Source organism: Algoriphagus aurantiacus (assembly GCF_035156405.1).
GTDB classification, from domain to species: Bacteria; Bacteroidota; Bacteroidia; order Cytophagales; family Cyclobacteriaceae; genus Algoriphagus; species Algoriphagus aurantiacus.
This window is the reverse complement of sequence record NZ_JAXRUT010000004.1, coordinates 47664-67438: the sequence shown is the minus strand read 5'-3', so window position 1 is coordinate 67438 and position 19775 is coordinate 47664. Positions and strand designations below refer to the sequence as shown.

12 protein-coding genes are annotated in these 19775 nt (G+C 40.4%); 7 read left to right on the top strand and 5 right to left on the bottom strand.

Translation table 11 applies throughout. The features are described from left to right. Window positions 1-22 precede the first annotated feature (22 nt). The 3 genes from SYJ56_RS05455 to SYJ56_RS05445 form a co-directional block, all read right to left on the bottom strand. Complete coding sequence (locus tag SYJ56_RS05455) at window positions 23-1891, bottom strand: RagB/SusD family nutrient uptake outer membrane protein (RefSeq protein ID WP_323832627.1); 1869 nt, start codon at window positions 1889-1891, stop codon at window positions 23-25. Between the two features lie 12 nt (window positions 1892-1903). Beyond that, entirely contained in the window at window positions 1904-5107 is a 3204-nt protein-coding gene (locus tag SYJ56_RS05450) for a SusC/RagA family TonB-linked outer membrane protein (protein ID WP_323832626.1), read from the bottom strand. 246 nt (window positions 5108-5353) lie between these two features. Continuing rightward, window positions 5354-6007: a Tll0287-like domain-containing protein gene (locus SYJ56_RS05445; RefSeq protein ID WP_323832625.1), complete on the bottom strand. Its 654-nt coding sequence runs from the start codon at window positions 6005-6007 to the stop codon at window positions 5354-5356. A 333-nt stretch (window positions 6008-6340) separates the two neighbouring features. Between SYJ56_RS05445 and SYJ56_RS05440 the strand changes: the two genes are divergently transcribed. After that, complete coding sequence (locus tag SYJ56_RS05440; RefSeq protein WP_323832624.1) at window positions 6341-9151, top strand: YCF48-related protein; 2811 nt, start codon at window positions 6341-6343, stop codon at window positions 9149-9151. A gap of 732 nt (window positions 9152-9883) precedes the next feature. On the opposite strand, the gene SYJ56_RS05435 is transcribed toward SYJ56_RS05440, so the two are convergent. After that, window positions 9884-10117, bottom strand: a complete 234-nt coding sequence (locus tag SYJ56_RS05435) for a helix-turn-helix domain-containing protein (protein ID WP_323832623.1) — start codon at window positions 10115-10117, stop codon at window positions 9884-9886. Window positions 10118-10254: 137 nt separating this feature from the next. On the opposite strand from SYJ56_RS05435, the gene SYJ56_RS05430 reads away from it, so the two are divergent. From SYJ56_RS05430 to SYJ56_RS05405, 6 genes are all read left to right on the top strand, one after another. Next, on the top strand, window positions 10255-11817 hold the full coding sequence (locus SYJ56_RS05430) for a cysteine peptidase family C39 domain-containing protein (protein ID WP_323832622.1): 1563 nt from the start codon (window positions 10255-10257) through the stop codon (window positions 11815-11817). A 1373-nt stretch (window positions 11818-13190) separates the two neighbouring features. After that, entirely contained in the window at window positions 13191-15392 is a 2202-nt protein-coding gene (locus SYJ56_RS05425; RefSeq protein ID WP_323832621.1) for a peptidase domain-containing ABC transporter, read from the top strand. Between the two features lie 2 nt (window positions 15393-15394). Next, window positions 15395-16699, top strand: a complete 1305-nt coding sequence (locus SYJ56_RS05420) for an HlyD family secretion protein (RefSeq protein ID WP_323832620.1) — start codon at window positions 15395-15397, stop codon at window positions 16697-16699. Window positions 16700-16873: 174 nt separating this feature from the next. Then, window positions 16874-17968, top strand: a complete 1095-nt coding sequence (locus SYJ56_RS05415) for a lanthionine synthetase LanC family protein (protein ID WP_323832619.1) — start codon at window positions 16874-16876, stop codon at window positions 17966-17968. Between the two features lie 4 nt (window positions 17969-17972). Further along, complete coding sequence (locus SYJ56_RS05410) at window positions 17973-18749, top strand: galactosyltransferase-related protein (protein ID WP_323832618.1); 777 nt, start codon at window positions 17973-17975, stop codon at window positions 18747-18749. A gap of 173 nt (window positions 18750-18922) precedes the next feature. Beyond that, window positions 18923-19087 carry a hypothetical protein gene (locus SYJ56_RS05405; RefSeq protein WP_323832617.1) on the top strand — a complete coding sequence of 55 codons (165 nt, stop codon included), beginning with the start codon at window positions 18923-18925 and terminating at the stop codon, window positions 19085-19087. A gap of 148 nt (window positions 19088-19235) precedes the next feature. Here the strand turns inward: SYJ56_RS05405 and SYJ56_RS05400 are convergent, their stop codons facing one another. Next, window positions 19236-19760, bottom strand: a complete 525-nt coding sequence (locus SYJ56_RS05400; RefSeq protein ID WP_323832616.1) for a GNAT family N-acetyltransferase — start codon at window positions 19758-19760, stop codon at window positions 19236-19238. Window positions 19761-19775: the final 15 nt, after the last annotated feature.

Here is a 19775-nt window from a genome sequence, read left to right as displayed (position 1 = left end):
ATAAAATTAGTAATAAGTCTGATTATTCGAATCCTGGATTCTGAACCAGGTTTGCGTTTCTGTTAATTTCATCTCTGTGGATAGGAATGAAATACATTTTATCCTGCCAAACTCTGTTTTCCTTTCCAGGATCAATAGGCTGAACTTTGTAGACATAATTATAGATATCAGGATCATATCGATAAGTAGAAAGCGTTTGTCCCGGTTTAAGAGTACCCGTGATGTTGATAATATTTGCCTGACGGCCTAACGTTTCTTCAGCAATCATCCAGCGACGAACATCATGGAATCTTTGCTCCTCATAGGCCATCTCAATACGTCTCTCATTTCTATAGCGCTCCACCAATGCATCACCTGAATCCGTGATAGCAGGCTGACCTACTCTATATCTGATTTGATTCAGCCAATTTCGCGCCTCGTCTTCCTGACCTAGCTCTAAAGATGCTTCTACATAATTCAAAACCACCTCTGTGTATCTGATAGTAGGCCATGGCACTTCTTGCCAGGTATTCTGATCTACAATTGCAGGGTCTGCATCAATGAATTTTCTGGTATAATATCCAGTATAGCTACCATTCCAATCCTCAATAGAACTATTTCTGGTATCTAATCCGAAGTGAGTCACTTTAGCACCAGAGGCATCTGTTACTTCATAAGTACCTGTTTGGATTTGTCCCAAAGGATCTTTTGGCTGATTTGCAGTGGATCTTGGTTTCCATTGTGCTCCATCATAAAGAATAGATGCATAGAAGCGGGCATCTCTGTTTTCATAAGGGGCAGAAGCATGTTCTGAATTTGACCAGTCAAACTCAGTACCATCCATCATCTCGTAATCATCCACCAGCAACTGTACAGGACTATTACCAGCCCAGTTGTTGTATCCGTTAGGACCATTGAATAATCCCTGACGTCCACCGCCCTCCTGCTTTGCATTAATAAAGTATCTACCCAAAATGATCTCATTCTCACCGCCATTTCTAGCCATAGAGTTATTGATATAGTTTTGGATACCTTCTTCATGAGAAACAGGGGAAGATAGTCCGAATAGATTACCGGAACCTTTCTGGATAGCTTCCATAGCAGCAGCTTGTGCTTTTTGCCATCTTTCGGCTCTATTACCTGAGGGATAGGCCAATAAGTTGATATCACTAAAACCGGCTAGGGTAGTTGCATTACTCTGTGCGGTAGGTCCATCATGAAGGTCACTTGCAGCATATAGAAGAACTCTAGACTTTAATGCTAAGGCTGCCAATTCACTGGTGCGACCCTCAGCCATACCTTTGCCTTCTAGCAACATTGCGGCATCATCCAAATCGGCAATAATAAAATTGATAGTTTCCTCCCACGTAGCCCTAGGCTCTTCGTAAGTTTCTTCTCCTAGACCATATGCACGGTCTATCAAAGGGACTCCACCAAAATATCGGGCAAGATCATGGTAATAATAGGCTCTCATAAACTTAGCTTCACCCAACAATCTATCTACTATTCCACCATCATTGGCAAACTGAGGATCAGAAAGCTTCTCAATCGCAATGTTTGTTCTACGGATATAACTATACAGCCTTTGCCAGTTATAGGTTCTATTATTAGCATTATTCCATCCTATATCGGCAGAATTTATCCTTGCCTCTGTGACGGTATTAAGCCCTCGCCCCGGATGTGTAAAGATTGCTTCATCTGTCAAAGAAGCCAGCATTTCTTCATTAAATCCTCCATTACCAAATCCCTGATAGATACCTGTCACAAAAGCCTCAGCTAATGCAGGATCTGCCCAAACTGCTGATTCAGACACTTCCCCCAAAGGATCCGTATTTAAGAATTCGTCATTACAACTTGCAAGCGTAAAGCAAGTGGTAAGCATTAGTACTAAGTGTTTTATATTTCTTTTCATTAGTTCGGGTTTTTAAAATGAAACAGAAAGACCAGTGTTGATTACCCTTGCTTGTGGGTAATACTGTCCATTTGAACTGCTTGATTCCGGATCAAGGATTTTCAACTTATCCCAAGTAATCAAATTCAATCCATTCACATACAAGCGCGCATTTTTAATACCCACTTTCTCAGTGATCTGTACTGGAAGGTTATATCCGATTTCCAGGTTTTTCAATCTGATATAATTAGTGTTTCTGAACCAATAGGTATTACCTGAAGAGTAATACTGGTCATTTCTATTGGCAATTCTTGGATCTGTACTGCTAGGATTATCTATTGTCCATCTGTTTTCATAGATGTCTGAAAAGTAATTACCAATATTTCCGGATTCATTCAAACTAATATTCTGTCGAGCACCAGCAGCACCCTGGAATAGAATAGTCAAGTCAAAGCCTTTCCAGTTTGCATTGATGTTCAAACCACCTTGGAATGTAGGAATATTGTTTTGATCCATACGGACTCTGTCATCTGGAGTGATCTTGCCGTCTGGAACCATCACCAGATTGCCATCCTCATCCCGACCTCCAATATCTTTGTACTTCATATCTCCAGGACGTAGGTTATTTGTGATAGCTGTATAATCAATAGTTTCTGCATCGATTGATTGCTGATCAGGGAATACACCATCGTACTGATAGTTCAAACTTGTATTCATCGGTCTACCAGTTGACATCTGCCAGTGTGGCGCTCCCGGTGATTCGTCCCAGAAGACGATTTCATTTTTGGCATACCCACCATTTACACTGGCAGAGTACTGGAACTCTCCTTTACCGCCACGAATACCTAGATTCAAGTCAAATCCTTTATTTTCCACCTCTCCGATGTTTTCAGCAGGAAGCGAAAGACCGGTAGACTGAGGTACGGAAGCATTTTTTCTCCAAAGAATATTTGTACGCTTATTGTAGAACATATCAAACTCGAAGAACATTTTCCCCTGAAGGAACTGTCCCTCGAAGCCTAAGTTTGAGTTATTGGCAACTTCCCAGGTGATCGAAGTATTTGGGACTCTAGTTTCAAACAGTGTTTTGGTTTCGACTCCATTTATGATATAGGAACTAAAGCCGTATGTTGACAGGAACTGGTATTCTTGAAGTTGATCATCAAAATAGATCTGATCATTACCCAACTGACCCCAAGACCCTCTGATCTTAAAGAAGTCGAACGTCTTTCCTACTGAGTTTTTCCAGAAGCCTTCTTCAGATACAACCCAACCAAGCATAACACCTGGGAAGAAACCATACCGGGTATTTTCAGGAAAAATATACGATCCATCATATCTCCATAGAAATTCAGCTAGATACTTTTCGCTGTAATTATAGGCCACTCTTCCGAAATAATTCAAACGGGCTCTTTCAAAAGCTCCGCCGCCATTATTTTTTTCCAAATCACCACCGGCAAACATTTGGTCAATCGAAGTAGAAATAAAGTATCTTCTAAACGCATTGAAATTATTACTTTCTATTGTCTCCCGGTTTACACCGGCTACGACATTCAGTGTATGGACATCTTTAAAGGTTCTGTCGTAATTAAATACACCCCCTAAAAGCACATTCAATTGGTTAATATTCTCCTCCCGTAATCTTGGCTCGGCAGGACCTCTCTTGCTTGGTACCAATACCGGAGTGACGCCATCTTCTTCAAACCCCGTTCCCATCTCATATAATGTCCAAGGCGTTTCCCACCTTTTCATGAATCGCATCGTTTTGTCAATGGCAGCGGTACCTGTGAACTTTAATCCTTCTACTCCAGGTATTTTGATTTCCAAAGTACCTGTGGTCTGGATATAATCTCTTTTATCACGGTCGTATCCAGTTAGGTTCGTAGTAATGACCACCGGATTTTCCCCATTTTCAATATCTGGGCCCGGCTTACCATTTGGCCAGAAGGCCGGTTGATTTGGCTTCCCTCGCATCTGCATACGGAAGATTGCTCCAGCACCACGGGTAGGGAAAAATCTATATTCCTCTCTTGCTAGAATACCCAAGCCTACTTTCACATACTTGTTTACATTCGCATCCAAATTGATACGGAAGTCATACTGCTTATAGCCTGTAGCAGCATTCTTGTAATAGGCATCCTGGTTTTGGTATCCTAAAGAAGTTAAGTATTTCACATTCTCGCTACCACCTACCAGTTGTAGATTGTATCTGCTTTGGGGAGACCATGTCTTCAATGTTTCTCCATACCAATCTGTATTTGGATAGTTCCAAGGATCAGAACCATTTCTATACAACTCGATCTCTTCAGGGGTGTAAGGGGCACTTCTTACTTGACCATTTGGTCTCGTGTATTCTCCATTTTGCTGATAAGCCTGATGTGCAGCAGCCCATTCATCTGTAGGCAGTGCATAAACATCCAGATCATTCAACATACTTGCATACTGTGACGCATTTGCCAAGTCTGGCACCACTGTAGGTTGAGCCCAACCTTGATTTACCTGAAAGGTAAGCTCCGGTGCACCGGAAATACCTCTTTTGGTTGTCACTAGAATTACCCCATTTGCAGCTCTTGATCCATAGATCGCTGCAGATGCATCCTTCAATACCGAGATACTTTCGATGTCGTTTGGATTAAGTCTTTCCAGGCCACCTGCTCTTGCCGGAATACCATCAATTACAATCAGGGCATCATTGTTACCCAGTGTATTGGAACCTCGTATTCTGATCCCTGAGCCGTCATAACCTGGCTCGCCGCTTCTGTTTACAGCTACCACACCAGCCATACGGCCGGCAATAGAGTTAGAAAGGTTCATTGCAGGAGACTTGGTCAGCTCCTTGCCTTTCACCGTAGCTACTGAACCTGTGATTGTTTCTTTCTTCTGCTCACCATAACCTACTACGATTACTTCTTCCAAAGATTTGGTATCAGGTAATAAAGTGAGATTAAAGGTGCTCTGAGACCCAACAGGTACCTCCATAGGAGTGAAACCTATAAAAGACAATACCAGCACATCTGATGGACCGGAAACAGTAATTGTAAATTTACCGTCGATGTCTGTGACGGTACCATTTGTTGTGCCTTTCACTAGAATAGAGGCACCAGGCAGAGGTAAATTATCCTCTCCTGAAATAAGCACACCAGACACCTCCCGGGTCTGTGCGAATGCAGTGCTAAGCAGCCCTAGACAAAAAATAATTGTCATACTGAATAGCTTGAAATGAGTAAAGTTTCTCATTGGCATAGGGGTTTACTATTAATTAATAAAATTTAACATTCTAATGTCCCCTTATGCTTCTGTAAAACCAAACTGTTTTTTACCAAAAATTGACTGAATTTTGACGGAAATGAGCTATAACTAAGCCATTAAACTTAAAAAGTATAATTATTTAGATAAAAATAGGATAATTATAAGAATAACGAAATAATCTTTTGCCCAATAAAAACCTGGAAAATGCCCCCAAAATCGCATTTCAATCGATTGCTATAAGCGATTCACCACTGCTTTTTTAGGAATTTTCAAAGACCACATTCCTCTTAAATTTCCAACTTCAAAATCTCTTGCCGAATCATTCGGATAAAGAGAATCTATCTTATATAAAATGCCCTTATCTATATCATTTCCCGGATCACCATGACAGGCCAAACAAAATTCTGAAGAAATGACAATTGCCTTGGTATAGAGCAAAACCTCTCCACCTTCTATTTTCTGAATATTAGGCTCACTTTCTATCCCGTTTTCTACATTATATTGATAAGCGTCTAGGATAGGCGATTCATCCTCTGTAGGCAAATTGTTTTGATTTCTGGCACGGTAAGAAGTTCGTCTAATTGTTACCCCGTAATTGTCACTTAGCTTCTTTACAATCGGAGCCGCATTTACATTACAAAAATCTAAAGCCCCGTCAAATCCTTTTTCTTCCACCGCCTTATGTAGACTTGCCATAAGTTCTTGCTGGGCTTTGGTACTAATTGAATCCCCCCAGATCATAGCTTCTTGGGTGATTTGAGCTTCAGAAAGTTTCTTAGCCTCCATAGCATTATTCACTTCGTCAAATACATTCTTAGAAATACGCTCTTGAGGACCACATGCCACAAATAAAAAAGCAGGGATTAGAAAATAGATGAAGTGCTTCATAAGATTAGGTGTTTTGGAATAGATAAAAATACTCATCATTACTCAGATTAACCTAAACTCTCCTAATCCAATCCATGTAACGTGTCTAAGTATGACCTATCCCTTTGAGAAGACTTTAATTAACTTATTTTTGTTTATGTATCCGCGAAACTGCACGTATGGATTTAGGATCAAAGCTAGAAGTTCAAATTTGGCCATTCCCTCCGCCGCGGCGGAGGGCAAGAGCCTGTCCCGACGTATGTCGTGGAGGGATTTTTTCAGGCTAGACCATCATAATTTCTAATACGTGTATTCATGCGGATAATCCTATTTTTGTTTAATTCAACTATGTACATGCAAAAAACCTTCGGTCTGTTTTTAATCGGGATGATGCTTAGCACCCAGCTTTTTTCCCAAACCTGGGCTAGAATGCAGAGCTGGGGTCTAGATCTTGAATCCATCACTTGGGTGGATGATAGTGTGGGTTTCAGTGTAGGTGAAAATCTTATTATCCGAACATCCGATGGAGGAAGCTCCTGGGAAGAGCTTAGTGCAAGTTTTGAAGGGAAATTATTGGATGTAGCCTTTTGGGATCAAAATACAGGAGTGGCTGTGGGAGAGAATGGGCTAATTCTTAAAACTCAAGATTCAGGGGCTACCTGGACTCAAATGCCTTCAGGTAGTACACAATCCTTGAAAAGCCTGGAAATTTCTTCTGAAAACCGCATACTGGCAACGTCAGCTGGCGGGGAAATACTGCTTTCTATCAATCAAGGTGATACTTGGTCGCAACTCTCTTCCGGATCAAATCAAAGTTTAAACGACCTAAGCTTTATCAATTCCGATACAGCCTACATTGCAGGGCATCAAGGGGTGATTTTGAGAACCTACGATGGAGGAAATCAATGGATCGCATTGAATTCAGGACAATCGTCAAATCTATATGGAATTGCTTTTTCTACCCCGCTTATAGGCTACACGATAGGAGAAGGTGGTATTATCCTGAAAACCCTAGATGGTGGTGATACTTGGTTACCTCAGACTTCTCCGGCGACTACTGACTTAATGAAAGTCGCCATCAGTCCACTGGACATTCGTATAGTCACAATAGTAGGTGATATGGCCACTGCTCTTCGATCTACTAATTCCGGAGCAACTTTTGGTAAAGCAAATCTAGGTGCTACAAACACCCGAAATCTCAAGGGTTTGGGATTCAAGCCTGCAAGTAACCTTGTGTTTGCAGTGGGACAGGATGGCTATGGTATTTCTTCCACCAATGCCGGAAGCAGCTATAGCCAGCGACTGGCAGGTATCCGCAATGATTTCACAGGCACTGATTTCAAATCGGATCGGGTTGGTCACATTGTCGGTCATCAGGGAGCCGTATATATAACATCCAATGGAGCTTCATCCCTTGTCTCCAGACCGGTTCCGGAAGGGGTTGATTTGATAGGGTTAGATTATTGGAATACAGCTTTTGGCTATGTGGGGTCTTATGCAGGAAAAATGTATAGAACATCAAACGGCGGTTCTACCTGGGTTCCTGTACCTGCCCCAACTCCAGAAACTATTAGCGGATTCTACCTTTTTGCTCCATCTGTTCTCTATGTTACAGGCACGAATGGCTTCATCGCCAGGTCTTTCGATTCTGGAGGAACTTGGGATGCTGCCGGAATTCAAACAAACACTGCTGAAAATCTCAGAGACATCACATACTTTGACTTTCAGGTAGGGTTTGCCATGGGGGACAACGGCCAGATCAGCTGGACAAATGGCGGGAGTGTTTGGGAAAACCTACCAAAGTTGACTTCAGAAGATTTAAATGCGCTCTCGAAGCTGGACTCTTCTAGTGCGGTAATAGTTGGTGATGCTGGAGTCATTCTCAAATCAGTGGACATGGCAAAGACTTGGCGAAGGATTGATGTTCCTTTTACAGAAAACTTAACTTCAGTGGACTTTTGGAATAAAGACCTGGGATTCATCTCTGGAGAAAATGGACTGGTGCTTCAGACGAAAGATGGAGGTGAATCCTGGGTACAGAATCCAAGTGGTACTAGTCGAAATCTTACCGGCATAAGTGTAGGAACTCCCACTGTGGCTTTTGCCGTAGGGGAAGACGGTACAATTTTGAAGTATGAATGCATCCCGCCAACCGACCTGAGTGAGATTATTGGAGAGAATCAGAGCTGTCTTACTGTAGGCCACTATACTATAACTGATTCAGGAACTCCAGGTGCTCAACTGATTTGGCGAGCGGATGGTGGAGAAATTATTTCAGGCCAAGGCACCAGTGAGATAGAGGTACTATGGAATACGCCTGGAAGAAACGGTGTATTTGTAAGCATGGAGAATTTCTGCGGCAACGGTAAAACCTCCTCCCTAGAAGTAATCGTATCAGCTATTCCGGCTGCTAACGTGCAAATTGAAGGAAATGGCTCAGTTTGTTTGGAACAAACTGGTATTTACTCGATACCAAATCATGAGGGAGTAACCTACACTTGGGAGACAAGCGGTGGAGAAGTGATTGAAGGTCAAGGCACTTCACAAATCCAGGTAAAATGGAATACTTCAGGCAATCAAGAGCTCCGTGTAGTTCAAGAAAACCCGTGTGGAAAAGCCGCTACTGTACTTAAGCCAATAGTAGTTAATATGCCTCCGGATCAACCTGGAGAAATAGTAGGCGAAATCCAAACAGGGCTTTGGGAAACAGAATATGAGGTTCCCGCACAGGAAGGCGTGAATTTCAAATGGAGTATCTCAAATGAAGGTGGTACAATACTGCAAGGTCAGGGCTCTGAAAAGATAACCGTACTTTGGGAAAAAGAAGGTGATTTTCAACTTACCGTTACTCCTGAAAATGAATGTAATGAGGGTGAGGCCAGAGTTCTGAATGTAAACATCAATGTGATCACCAGCTTACCAGAAAAAGAGGATTTAAATGTTCGTGTATTTCCAAATCCATCCTCTGGAACTGTTAAGCTCCAATTAGGAGCCGGCAATTATACTAGCCTCCAAGTCATTAATGCTTTTGGACAAGTTATTCACTCAGTAGATCTGAGCAATGAAGCTAAGGAAGTTACCTTAGAGCACTTACCAAAAGGATTGAATTTGATCCAGCTTTTTACTGAATCAAGTGTGGTAGTAAGAAAAGTGATTGTGAATTAAAAATAAACTGCAACAGTAGAACGACGGCTCTAAAAAGCCTCGGCATTGAGTCACATCATCGGTAGGCACGAAGCAATCTGGTTCAATCCTAGTTTTTGGGGATTCAGTATTCGAAGCTTCCGCCCCGGTGAGTGTCTTCACTCAACGGAACATATTCCAATCCCAGTTTCTGTGCATTCTGTATTCGAGGCATTGAGTCCCGTCATTGCGAGGCACGAAGCAATCTCAGTACGTTTCAATCCTAGTTTTTAGGGATTCAGTTTTCAAACCTTCCGCCCCGGTGAGTGTCTTCACTCACCGGAACATATTTCAATCCTCGTTGCTGTGCATTCGGTATTCAATGAGGCCATTGGTAGAAATGAAGCAATCTCTTCATAAGGGCGTTTCGATCCTTATAGCACTATGTAGCTTAATACAGGATATAGAAATCTGGACAAGTTTTTTGATACCGTACATTTATTCAATAGTTCCACCTGTAGAAAGTCACCAGATTACTTTGACATTCCAAAATATAGCGTTCTGTGAAAGTGCACGTACATACTTGGAATCAATACTAAAAGTTCATATTTGGCAACTCCCTCCGCCACGGAGTAAGGGGGAGTTTTCCTGATTAAAACCAGATATAATTAAGGCACGTGCATTTATACTGAAGCTAAAACAGCTTCTCGGAAGGGTAAGATTTATTTCCTAAAGATTCTCTCCAAAGTATCCTTCAGATTTTGTAATTCTTCTTCAGCTAAAGAGAGATTTTTGGGGCGACAAATGGATTCCGTTATCAGATAACAATTTCAGTATATCCATCTCATAAATATCTCCCATTTTGGCCAAATGGATTACCGAAGGTTGTGTTTTACCACTTTCGATATTGGAAAGTGTCTTTTGGGAAATGCCTAATAGATCAGAAACTTCATGTTGGCTTAGTCTTTTAGATTCTCTGGCTTTTTTCAATTGATGGCCTATTTTCATGGGTTAAAAGTATTTTGGGTTAGTAAAAAGTTACTTAAAGTTAGTAAATACGGTATTGCCTTTTAAAAACTTAATGGTCAAATTTATTCAATCAATTTAAACTACAAAATTTTAGTTGAATTTTTATATACGAGTGAATGGATAACTGTTTGATCATTTGCAAGAGATTATTGGAGTCGCTTAAGGTACCATTTACTCATAAGTTCCTTAAGGAGAAAGTCCTCACTCATCCCCAATATCCCAGCTTACTTTCCATATCGGATACTCTGGAGGAGTATGGCGTAGCATCGATAGCTGCTAAGCTTTCACCGGATCGTTTGAATGACATTCCTCTACCGGGAATCGTTCAGGTTTCACAGGCAAATGGTGAGTACTTTACTGTGATCACGGCTGTTTCTCATAATACAGTGTCCATATTTGATGAAAAAGGAAACCTAAAGGACTTTTCACGTGTGGACTTTCTGAAAAGATGGACAGGAGTGAGTTTATTGGTAGAAGCTAAAGAGGATGCGGAAGAACCTGGAATCAATCAAAGGGTAAGAGATCAGAGTATCATTCAAGGTGCAGCGATAGTTTTTGGAGTAAGCCTTCTGTTTTGGCTTGGACTTAGAATAATTGAAAGTGAGATTTTGGGATTTCACCTATTCTATTTTTTGATAAAGTTGCTGGGGTTGGCCATCTCGGGTATCCTTCTTTGGTATTATCATGATAAAGAAAATACTACCCTTCAGAGCTTCTGCTCAGGTGGGGAAAATGCAGATTGTAATTCTGTTTTGGATTCTAAGACCTTTGAACTGTTGGACGGACGGATCAACCTTAGTTTGTTGGCATTTGCCTATTTCTTTGCAGGAATTGGTTTATTATCAATTCTGGTTTTCTCAGCTATTACATTCCTAGCCTGGCTGAGTCTAGCAACCATTCCAATAGTGGTATACTCCTTCTATTATCAGGCCAAAACTATTAAAAAGTGGTGTAGGTTCTGTTTGATGATCCAGGGTGTTTTGTTATTTGAGGTTTTAACTGTTTTAGGAGGGTCATTGTGGCTTGGTGGGCTTGATGCTATTGTAGTCATTTTATTTCTTTTCCTTTTCACAGGTTTGGTGTTAAGTGGTATTTTGATAACGCCATTACTCGGACTCCAAGATGAAATCTATAAATCCAAAAGACAACTGGCACAGTTAAAAAGCAAAAAGGATTTGTTTGAATTGTCTCTTTCCCGATCTAAAAAAATAAAGAATAAGCCTCAGGGTATTGGAATACTGATAAAAGGAGAAAATCCTAAATATCAAATAATAAAAGTCTGCAATCCCTATTGTGGACCTTGCTCTGGAATACATCCGGAATTAGAAAGTCTCTTTGAAAAAGGGAATATTGATCTTCAGATCATTTTTACAGGAGTTGAGGGAGATGAGGGAAAAGAAAAAACTGTTAAGCATTTGATGGCTATTGCCGCAACCGGAAAGCCAGATTATACTCGGCAGGCTTTAGATGACTGGTACGGGGCGGAGAAAAAGGATTATGACAGATTTGCTATCAAATATCCGATGAATGGGGAAATTAGCCAACAGAAGGAAAAAATCGATGCCATGGAACACTGGTGCAAAGAGGAAGCCATTTCGTATACACCAACTCTGTTTATTGATGGATATAAGCTCCCCGATGACTACAGAATAGAGGATTTGAGGTATTTACTTAATTAACTAACTTTCCTTTATCTCAGAAGGGTTCCTGAATGATATTAAATAGCAATGAATGGGCATAAACTCTGGGTGTCCTTATCTGTCCAGAGGAACATTAAATATTTAAACAAAAACTGTTATGCAAAAATTAAGTTTAGGAAAATTGAAGCTGGCTCCAACTGAAAAGCTAGATAGAAGTCAAATGTCTACTATTTATGGGGGATCAACTACTCCACCGCCGTGCCATTATATCATATATTGTAATCTTAATGGTAAAGAAATTGGCCCAAATTACGGATGTTGCATGGGTTTCGGCTCCCATTTATGTGACGATTACGGTGGGGTAGCTGGTTGTACAGCTACACCCTGCTACTAATTCAACTAATCCAACACAGCCTAGAAAAAAAGGCTGTGTTGCCCTCATTAAAATCCACTGAATGAAAATTAAATAGCTTACAGGATTTTTTCGGTAAAGTTTCCGGCGATTAGAGAGGTAGATCATTAAAATTAGATAATGAGTGATATTTAGAGAAGCCGAAAAACGAAGATTTTATGCATTCACTAATATTGTATAATAAAGTTTATGAATTTTCAATGCAGTATAAAGTTGAGAACCTAGAATATATTTTAGTGAAATTTGGGTATGGAAAATGATTATTTAGATGCTTATCTTAGAATTATATAATTAGGAAATTAACACTTGAAGTAGAGGACTATGTGAAAGGTTTTCCGCTATATCATCGCAAACTGCGACTATTACCCTAAATAATTCAGAATGAAAAGCGCACAGTCATAGAGTTGCCTTTGATTAATTTTCCTGAACCCAGTTAGTTGGTAACTGCTTGCTAGGGTTTCTTGGGCTTTGTATCAGATGATATGATTCATGTGGTTTTTGGAATTGAACAGGTTATTTATACCTATCAAAAGCCAACTCCTGATTCATTGTTATCCACCATTTCGATTGAAATACCTGATTATCAATATTACAAAGTTGGTAATGGTTATATTGCAGGATTTGAAATCAAATGATTTAAATCTTTTTACGGCCAAATAATGAAAAAAGTGGACGAAGTTTTTCTAGGATATTTTGCCTATGATTAGGAAGTTTTCAGTTCTGAATTATCCGCTAATGAGAGAAGGGTTTTTAATACAAGAATGAATGAAAAATATTGTAATTGGGTTTTGGACTCAATTGGTATTCTACCTGCTTAGATAGATGTTTGGAATTTATGGAATATGAATTAAAAGTTAGAAATATGGAATTACGGATGATGGAAAAAAATTATACTTAAATTAATATAGATTACTTAAGGTGGCATTAAATTTAACCTAAGCCTATGGTTAATTTAGGCATTTTTTATACGTATTTTATCAACCTAATAAATCTAATTTTTTTGAAAACTGTCTTCCCCTTCTACAAACAACCCGACTCTAAGGATTGTGGACCGACCTGCCTTAGAATTATTGCAAAATATTATGGCAAGCGGATATCCCTTGAGGATATCCGTAAGTTGTCTGAAACTACCCGGTCTGGAAGTAATCTACTGAAATTGAGCGATGCGGCGGAAGCAATTGGTTTTAAAACTATAGGGGCTAAGCTAGATTTCAAGAGATTGGAACAGGCCCAATTACCTTTGGTCGTTCATTGGGACAAGAATCACTTTGTGGTAGTCTATCGGATCACACAAGGAAAGGTCTACCTTTCGGATCCGGCGTATGGATTGATTCAACTGACAAAAGAAGCGTTTGTCTCACGATGGGTTGGGAACAATGCCACAGAAGAGAGCAAGGAAGGAATTACCTTGCTACTTGAACCGACCCCCCAATTCAAAAAAATGAAATGGGAAAGCAAGGATAAACGTTCCTTGGGGTTTCTCTTCCAGTACCTTTTCAAGTATAAAAGTCTGATCGTCCAGCTTGGTATTGGTTTACTGGTGGGCAGTTTGCTACAGTTGATTTTTCCTTTCCTCACCCAGAGCTTAGTTGATGTCGGAATCCAAAACCAGAATATCGGATTTATATATCTGGTCTTGATTGCACAAGTGATGTTGTTCTTTGGGCGGACAAGTGTAGAGGTGTTTCGTAGTTGGATCCTGCTACACCTCAGCACCCGGGTAAATATTTCCCTGGTTTCCGATTTTTTTATCAAGCTGATGAAGTTGCCAATTTCCTTTTTTGATACCCGAATGACAGGTGATATCATGCAGCGGATCGGGGACCATAAGAGGATAGAAACCTTACTTACTGGTACGGCATTGAGTACCTTCTTTTCCTTTTTCAATCTTTTTGTTTTCGGTGCGGTATTGATATACTATAGTCCCATGATCTTCTTGATATTTATGGGAGGAAGCATAGCCTATATCCTATGGATACTTTATTTTCTAAAGCGGAGAAAAGAGCTGGATTACATGCGCTTTGCCCAGCTAAGTCAGGAGCAGAGTACGGTAATTGAACTGATCAATGGAATGCAGGAAATCAAGCTGCACAATGCCGAAACCCAAAAACGCTGGAAATGGGAGTTTGTCCAAGCCAGTCTTTTCAAGGTTTCCATTAAGACACTCGCTTTGGAGCAGATTCAGGGGGTAGGATCTTCTGTAATCAATGAGCTGAAAAACATTGTGGTTACTTTTGCCTCGGCACTTTTGGTGATTGAGGGTCAGCTTACGTTAGGCATGATGCTTTCCCTTCAATATATTATAGGCCAGCTGAACGGCCCATTAATGGGCCTGGTGACTTTTATCCGCACCTACCAGGATGCTAGGATTAGTTTGGAGCGGCTAAATGAGATCCACGACAAAGAAGTTGAGGAAAATGGGAATAGGCAACTTGTTCATAACATAATACCCGGAGAGGATTTAAATGTTAGAAATCTAACTTTTAGGTATGTAGGGGCAGAGGAAAATGTCCTCAAAGAACTCAGTCTGACGGTGCCTAGACAGAAAATTACAGCGGTGGTGGGGGTAAGCGGATGCGGGAAAACCACTCTGATGAAACTCCTTCTTAAATTTTATGAGCCGTCCAAAGGTGAAATCCACTATGGCCGACATGCTTTTGATTCCATCTCGCCTAGGAGTTGGAGAGACCATTGCGGGGTTGTTATGCAGGAAGGCTATGTGTTCAATGATACCATTGCCGCAAACATTGCAGTTGGCGAGGAAGTGATTGATCTTGATCGACTAGTCATGGCTTCAAAGACTGCTAACATCTATGACTTTATACAGTCTCTTCCTCTAAGATTTAATACTAAAATCGGAAATGAGGGTATAGGGATCAGTACAGGGCAAAAACAACGTCTGTTTATTGCCCGTGCAGTATATAAAAATCCGGAGATCCTGTTTTTTGATGAAGCAACCTCTGCCTTGGATGCTAAAAATGAACGGGTTGTAATGGAAAACTTGAACCGTTTTATGAAAGGAAAGACGGTTTTTATCATTGCCCATCGACTTAGTACGGTAAGAAATGCGGATCAAATCATAGTCATGGATGAGGGAGAAATTAGGGAGACAGGAACCCATGAAGAATTGGTTTTACACGCAGGAGCGTATTACAATCTGGTAAAAAATCAATTGGAACTGGAAAAAATCAGAGAGAACTAGCTATGTCTGAAAATCCCCAAAACATTGATAATCTACAGCTCAGATCCGAAGAGGTACAGGAGATTATTTCCACCCCTCCTGTCTGGCTAATCCGTTGGGGGATCACACTTGTATTTTTAGTAACCTGTGGATTGATTTGTTTGTCATTTTTTATCAAATATCCGGACTTTATTATGTCCCGTGTGGTGGTAACCACTGTTGAACCTACCGAAAAGACCATATCAAAGACCTCAGGGCAGATCGACAAGATATGGGTGAGTAATGGCGAAAAAGTACATGCTGGTCAGTTAATGGCCAGTTTTAAATGTACCGCTGATGTTAGCAGTGTATTATTCCTCAAAAAACTGCTGGATGCGACTCCTTTTGGGGAAAACAATGGGTTTTTCTTTCCGCTGGACTCTCTTTCTGATGTAGCCTTGGGTGAGATTGAACTTGCATTTGTGGAGTTTGAGCGAAGATATATAGAATTCAGACTTCTAGAAAGGCTTCAGCTACCCCAAGTTCAGTTGGAAGGTAACCAACAGTCCATTCAGGAAATCCATGAACTACTTACCAGCCAATTGGCCCAAAAGGAGATTTTGGAGAAAAAGTTTAGTCTTGTAGAGACGGATTTCAAACGGAATCAGATTCTCTATGAAGGTGGTGTAATTTCAGCCAAAGACTTTGAGAGCCGGGAAATGGGATATTTTCAAGTGCAGGAACAGGTCAATCGAATTACGATTATGATTTCCCAACTTCAAGAAGCTTTGGTAAAGGTGGGTCAAACGTTGAAAAACACTCAAATGTCCAAAGAACAGGATGAGTCCAGAGCACTAATTAATCTCTTCCAGTCCTATCACGGCTTGAAACGAGCTGTTAGCGAATGGGAAATTAATTATGTGCTGTTCTCTTCCACCGATGGAGAAGTCAGCTTCCAGGACGACTGGGGAGAGCATCAATTTGTCCAAGCAGGCCAGCACATCTTTACCATAATACCTACTCATGGTTCAGAACTTCTGGGCAAAATGATTGTCCCTTCACAAAATATGGGCAAAATCTCAATCGGTCAGCGTGTATTGATCAAGCTTGACAATTTTCCTTTTCAACAATTCGGAATCCTTAAAGGTGAAGTAGGGAGCATTTCGGCATCTCCTGATGAGGAAGGAAATTATCTGGTGTATTGCTCCCTTCCTAAGGGAACCAAAACCTCCTATGGAAAGGAGATTAAGCTTAAGCAAGAAATGCTGGGTACGGCTGAGATCATAACAGAGGACCTAAGTGTGGCTGAAAGGTTATTTTTTAAACTAAAATCCGTGACTGAATATTAATAAATTATATGTGTATTCGTGTAACTGCAAGTAGGGGTTTTGCAGAAACTATAGAAGTTCCAATTTGGCAACTCCCCTTTTTCAAAGGGGGCTAGGGGGATTTTCACTAGATATACACGTTATAAATTCTGTTACATACATTCATGCAGATACCCTAAAAAAAATATGAGTAATATGAAACAAGCACTGGAAAAACTTCATAAAATCAACGAACTTCTATTGGAAAATTCCAAAGATGAAAATGGGTTGGGTTTGTTAAATGGAAAGCTGGGTTTGAGTATCTACTTCTATCACTTGGCAAAGAAGACAGGAACCCAGGAATATATGGAAGCCGCGGATAATCTGGTAGTAGAGATTTTCGACAAGCTAAGTGAAGCAAAACTTCCCGCTGATTTCGAAAATGGGTTGGCTGGCATTGCATTTGGTATTAGTTATTTAGTCAATTCGGATTTTGTGGAAGCGGATCTTGACGATACCTTAGGAGATCTGGATGACAGAATTTTTATGTTTTTGGAAGATCAAAAAGGAAAGCTCTCGTCAAATTTAAGGAATGGGCTCATCGGATACTTGATTTATAGTCTTAACCGACTGGAGACTTCTTTGAAATCTGGGCATCAGTCAAATACCTATATTTTTCATAAACTCACATCCGGACTACTAAATGAACTGGGTCAATTAATTGAGGAAGAAAAACTTCAAGACAGGGAGCCACAATTGTTCAACATCTTTTGGGACCTACCTCTTGCACTGATGGTATTGGCAAAGGCAAAAAATTTAAAGGTGAATGTGTATAAAGTGGATCGTATCTTGGATTACCTGCTTCCAAACTTACTTTCTCTTTTTCCTAGTCTCCACAGCAATAGATTATATCTGTTGCTGGGAATCGAATCTGTTTTGGGTGAAATTAATAATGCTGCTTTAAAGACGCATGGGGTGTTTTTGAAGAAATCCATCGATATAGAGACCATCTTCAACTCCGAGTGTAAAAATCTCAATATCTCGGTTATGGATGGTGCTAGTGGTTTACGGCTAGTAGGAAACAAACTGGGAAGGATTTCCGGGGATGTATCGTTTTTTACGTCAGATGAGCAGGTTCTCGCTAAGATCAATAAAGCAGCAAGTTGGGGCGAGAATGATTTTTATGTCCCTTTCAAAAAAAGTATTGGCTTGGCTTCCGGTCTGTCAGGAGTTGCTTGGGCTTTATTGGAGAGTCTCTCTAATGTTGGCCATTTGGTAGTAGAGAAAAAATCTGATAGCGTAACCCTGTGATACCATGGAAAAGATAAATTTAAAGGATTTTGCATTTTTGATTCCCTTGCGGATTGATACGGTCAATCGCTTGGAGAATACTCTGGTGACCATTGAGTATATAATGGCAAATTTTGATACGCAGGTAAATGTGTTGGAAGCTTCGGGAAGAAATACTGGTATACTAAGTAGATTATTGCCTGAGGAGGTAAACTATGTATTTGTAGAAGATATGGATACTATCTTTCACAGAACTAGATATATAAACGAATTGGTCAAATCTGTTGGCACAGAGTACATTGTTGTTTGGGATACGGATATTATTATTCCAGTTGAACAGATCATAGAATCAGTTGATTTGTTAAGGAAAAAGAAAGCTGATTATGTTACTCCGTATAAGGATAAATTTTTGGATACTTCTGAAATATTGCGAGAGCTTTATATCCTGACAAGAGACCTTGGAGTTCTCGGAATGCATCAGGGTAAGATGAAGTCTTTGTATACTCCCAATCCTGTGGGAGGTGCTTTCTTAGCCCACCGGCAAACTTATATAGATGCCGGAATGGAAAACGAGAAATTTTACGGTTGGGGAAGGGAAGACGGGGATCGGCTTAACCGTTGGAATATTTTGAATTATAAACATGAACATATTGCGGGAATTCTTTATCATCTGACCCATGAGCGCGGAGTAAACAGTACTTTTCATAGTCCCAATCAAGACAATAGAAAGATGACTGAAATTCACAGGACCATTGCTATGTCAAAGGAAGAGCTACAGGAAGAAATTAAGAGGTGGAGTTAATATAGAAGGAAAAAATTGTAAACATTTGGAAAGTATCTAATGAAAATCCCTAACATATACTTAGTCTCAAATCTCCATTATAATGCCTTGCTTAAACGGCGAAAAGTATATCAGTAAAAGACCGGGCCCTCGCGCCCACACCGCCTTTCTTCCAAAAGCTGAAGAAGGCAGGATTGATCATCGCAGCTATTGGCACCGCTGTGCTGACTGCACCTGGGACGGTACCAGCCATACTGCTAGCCTATGCAGGCTATGCCGTGACAGCAGGAACTGTCTTGGTGACAATTTCCCAATTGACCGTCGATGACGGAGCCTTTGAGAAAGTGTTGATGAATTAAGAGAAACAGATTAATAAGTTAAAGCCGGGGGGATATTCTCTCCGGTTTTTTTGAAACCGAATTTGACGCTCTGCAATCTATATCCTCCATCCCTGACTAAGGGGTTTTAGGGCTCCAATTCAAATTGGGAAGTTCAGAATTATGGATATTACTGCTCTCCGCGAATATTTACATATTGGAATATGTCGCCAACTGTAGTGTTTTTTATAAAAGCTTTTTTCAAAATAGCCTCTGGAAAATAGCCTGCTTTCTCAAGGACATTCATGGATTGTCCGTTGAAATCATAGACTTGGGCAAAGATGCGCTCAATATCAAATTTCTCAAAAATATACTTGGTGTATAGTTTTACTGCTTCAGTGGCGATTCCCTTTCCCCAAAAAGGCTCACCAATCCAGAAACCCAACTCCATATTAGTGCGGAGCTCATCCTTTCCTCTTTCTGAACCTACAGATCCAGCCAATCTTCCTTCAAACTCTACTGCAAAGTTTTGGGGAGGATTAAATTTCTGATTATGCTCAATCCAGTGGCGCGCATCATGAATTGTATAAGGTTGAGGATAACTGTCCTTTAAATTCATTGCAATCTTGGGATTATTGGCCAAAGGATAGAGTTGATGAAAATGACCCTCATTCCAAGTCACTAGTCTAATTTCTCTTTCTCCGGTAATAATCATAAAAGTCTGCTGGTT

Bases quoted from the DNA above. Each gene is read 5' to 3' on its own strand.
- SYJ56_RS05455 (WP_323832627.1), bottom strand. From the start codon at position 1,891: ATGAAAAGAAATATAAAACACTTAGTACTAATGCTTACCACTTGCTTT.
- SYJ56_RS05450 (WP_323832626.1), bottom strand. From the start codon at position 5,107: ATGAGAAACTTTACTCATTTCAAGCTATTCAGTATGACAATTATTTTT.
- SYJ56_RS05445 (WP_323832625.1), bottom strand. From the start codon at position 6,007: ATGAAGCACTTCATCTATTTTCTAATCCCTGCTTTTTTATTTGTGGCA.
- SYJ56_RS05440 (WP_323832624.1), top strand. From the start codon at position 6,341: ATGCAAAAAACCTTCGGTCTGTTTTTAATCGGGATGATGCTTAGCACC.
- SYJ56_RS05435 (WP_323832623.1), bottom strand. From the start codon at position 10,117: ATGAAAATAGGCCATCAATTGAAAAAAGCCAGAGAATCTAAAAGACTA.
- SYJ56_RS05430 (WP_323832622.1), top strand. From the start codon at position 10,255: ATGGATAACTGTTTGATCATTTGCAAGAGATTATTGGAGTCGCTTAAG.
- SYJ56_RS05420 (WP_323832620.1), top strand. From the start codon at position 15,395: ATGTCTGAAAATCCCCAAAACATTGATAATCTACAGCTCAGATCCGAA.
- SYJ56_RS05415 (WP_323832619.1), top strand. From the start codon at position 16,874: ATGAAACAAGCACTGGAAAAACTTCATAAAATCAACGAACTTCTATTG.
- SYJ56_RS05410 (WP_323832618.1), top strand. From the start codon at position 17,973: ATGGAAAAGATAAATTTAAAGGATTTTGCATTTTTGATTCCCTTGCGG.
- SYJ56_RS05400 (WP_323832616.1), bottom strand. From the start codon at position 19,760: ATGATTATTACCGGAGAAAGAGAAATTAGACTAGTGACTTGGAATGAG.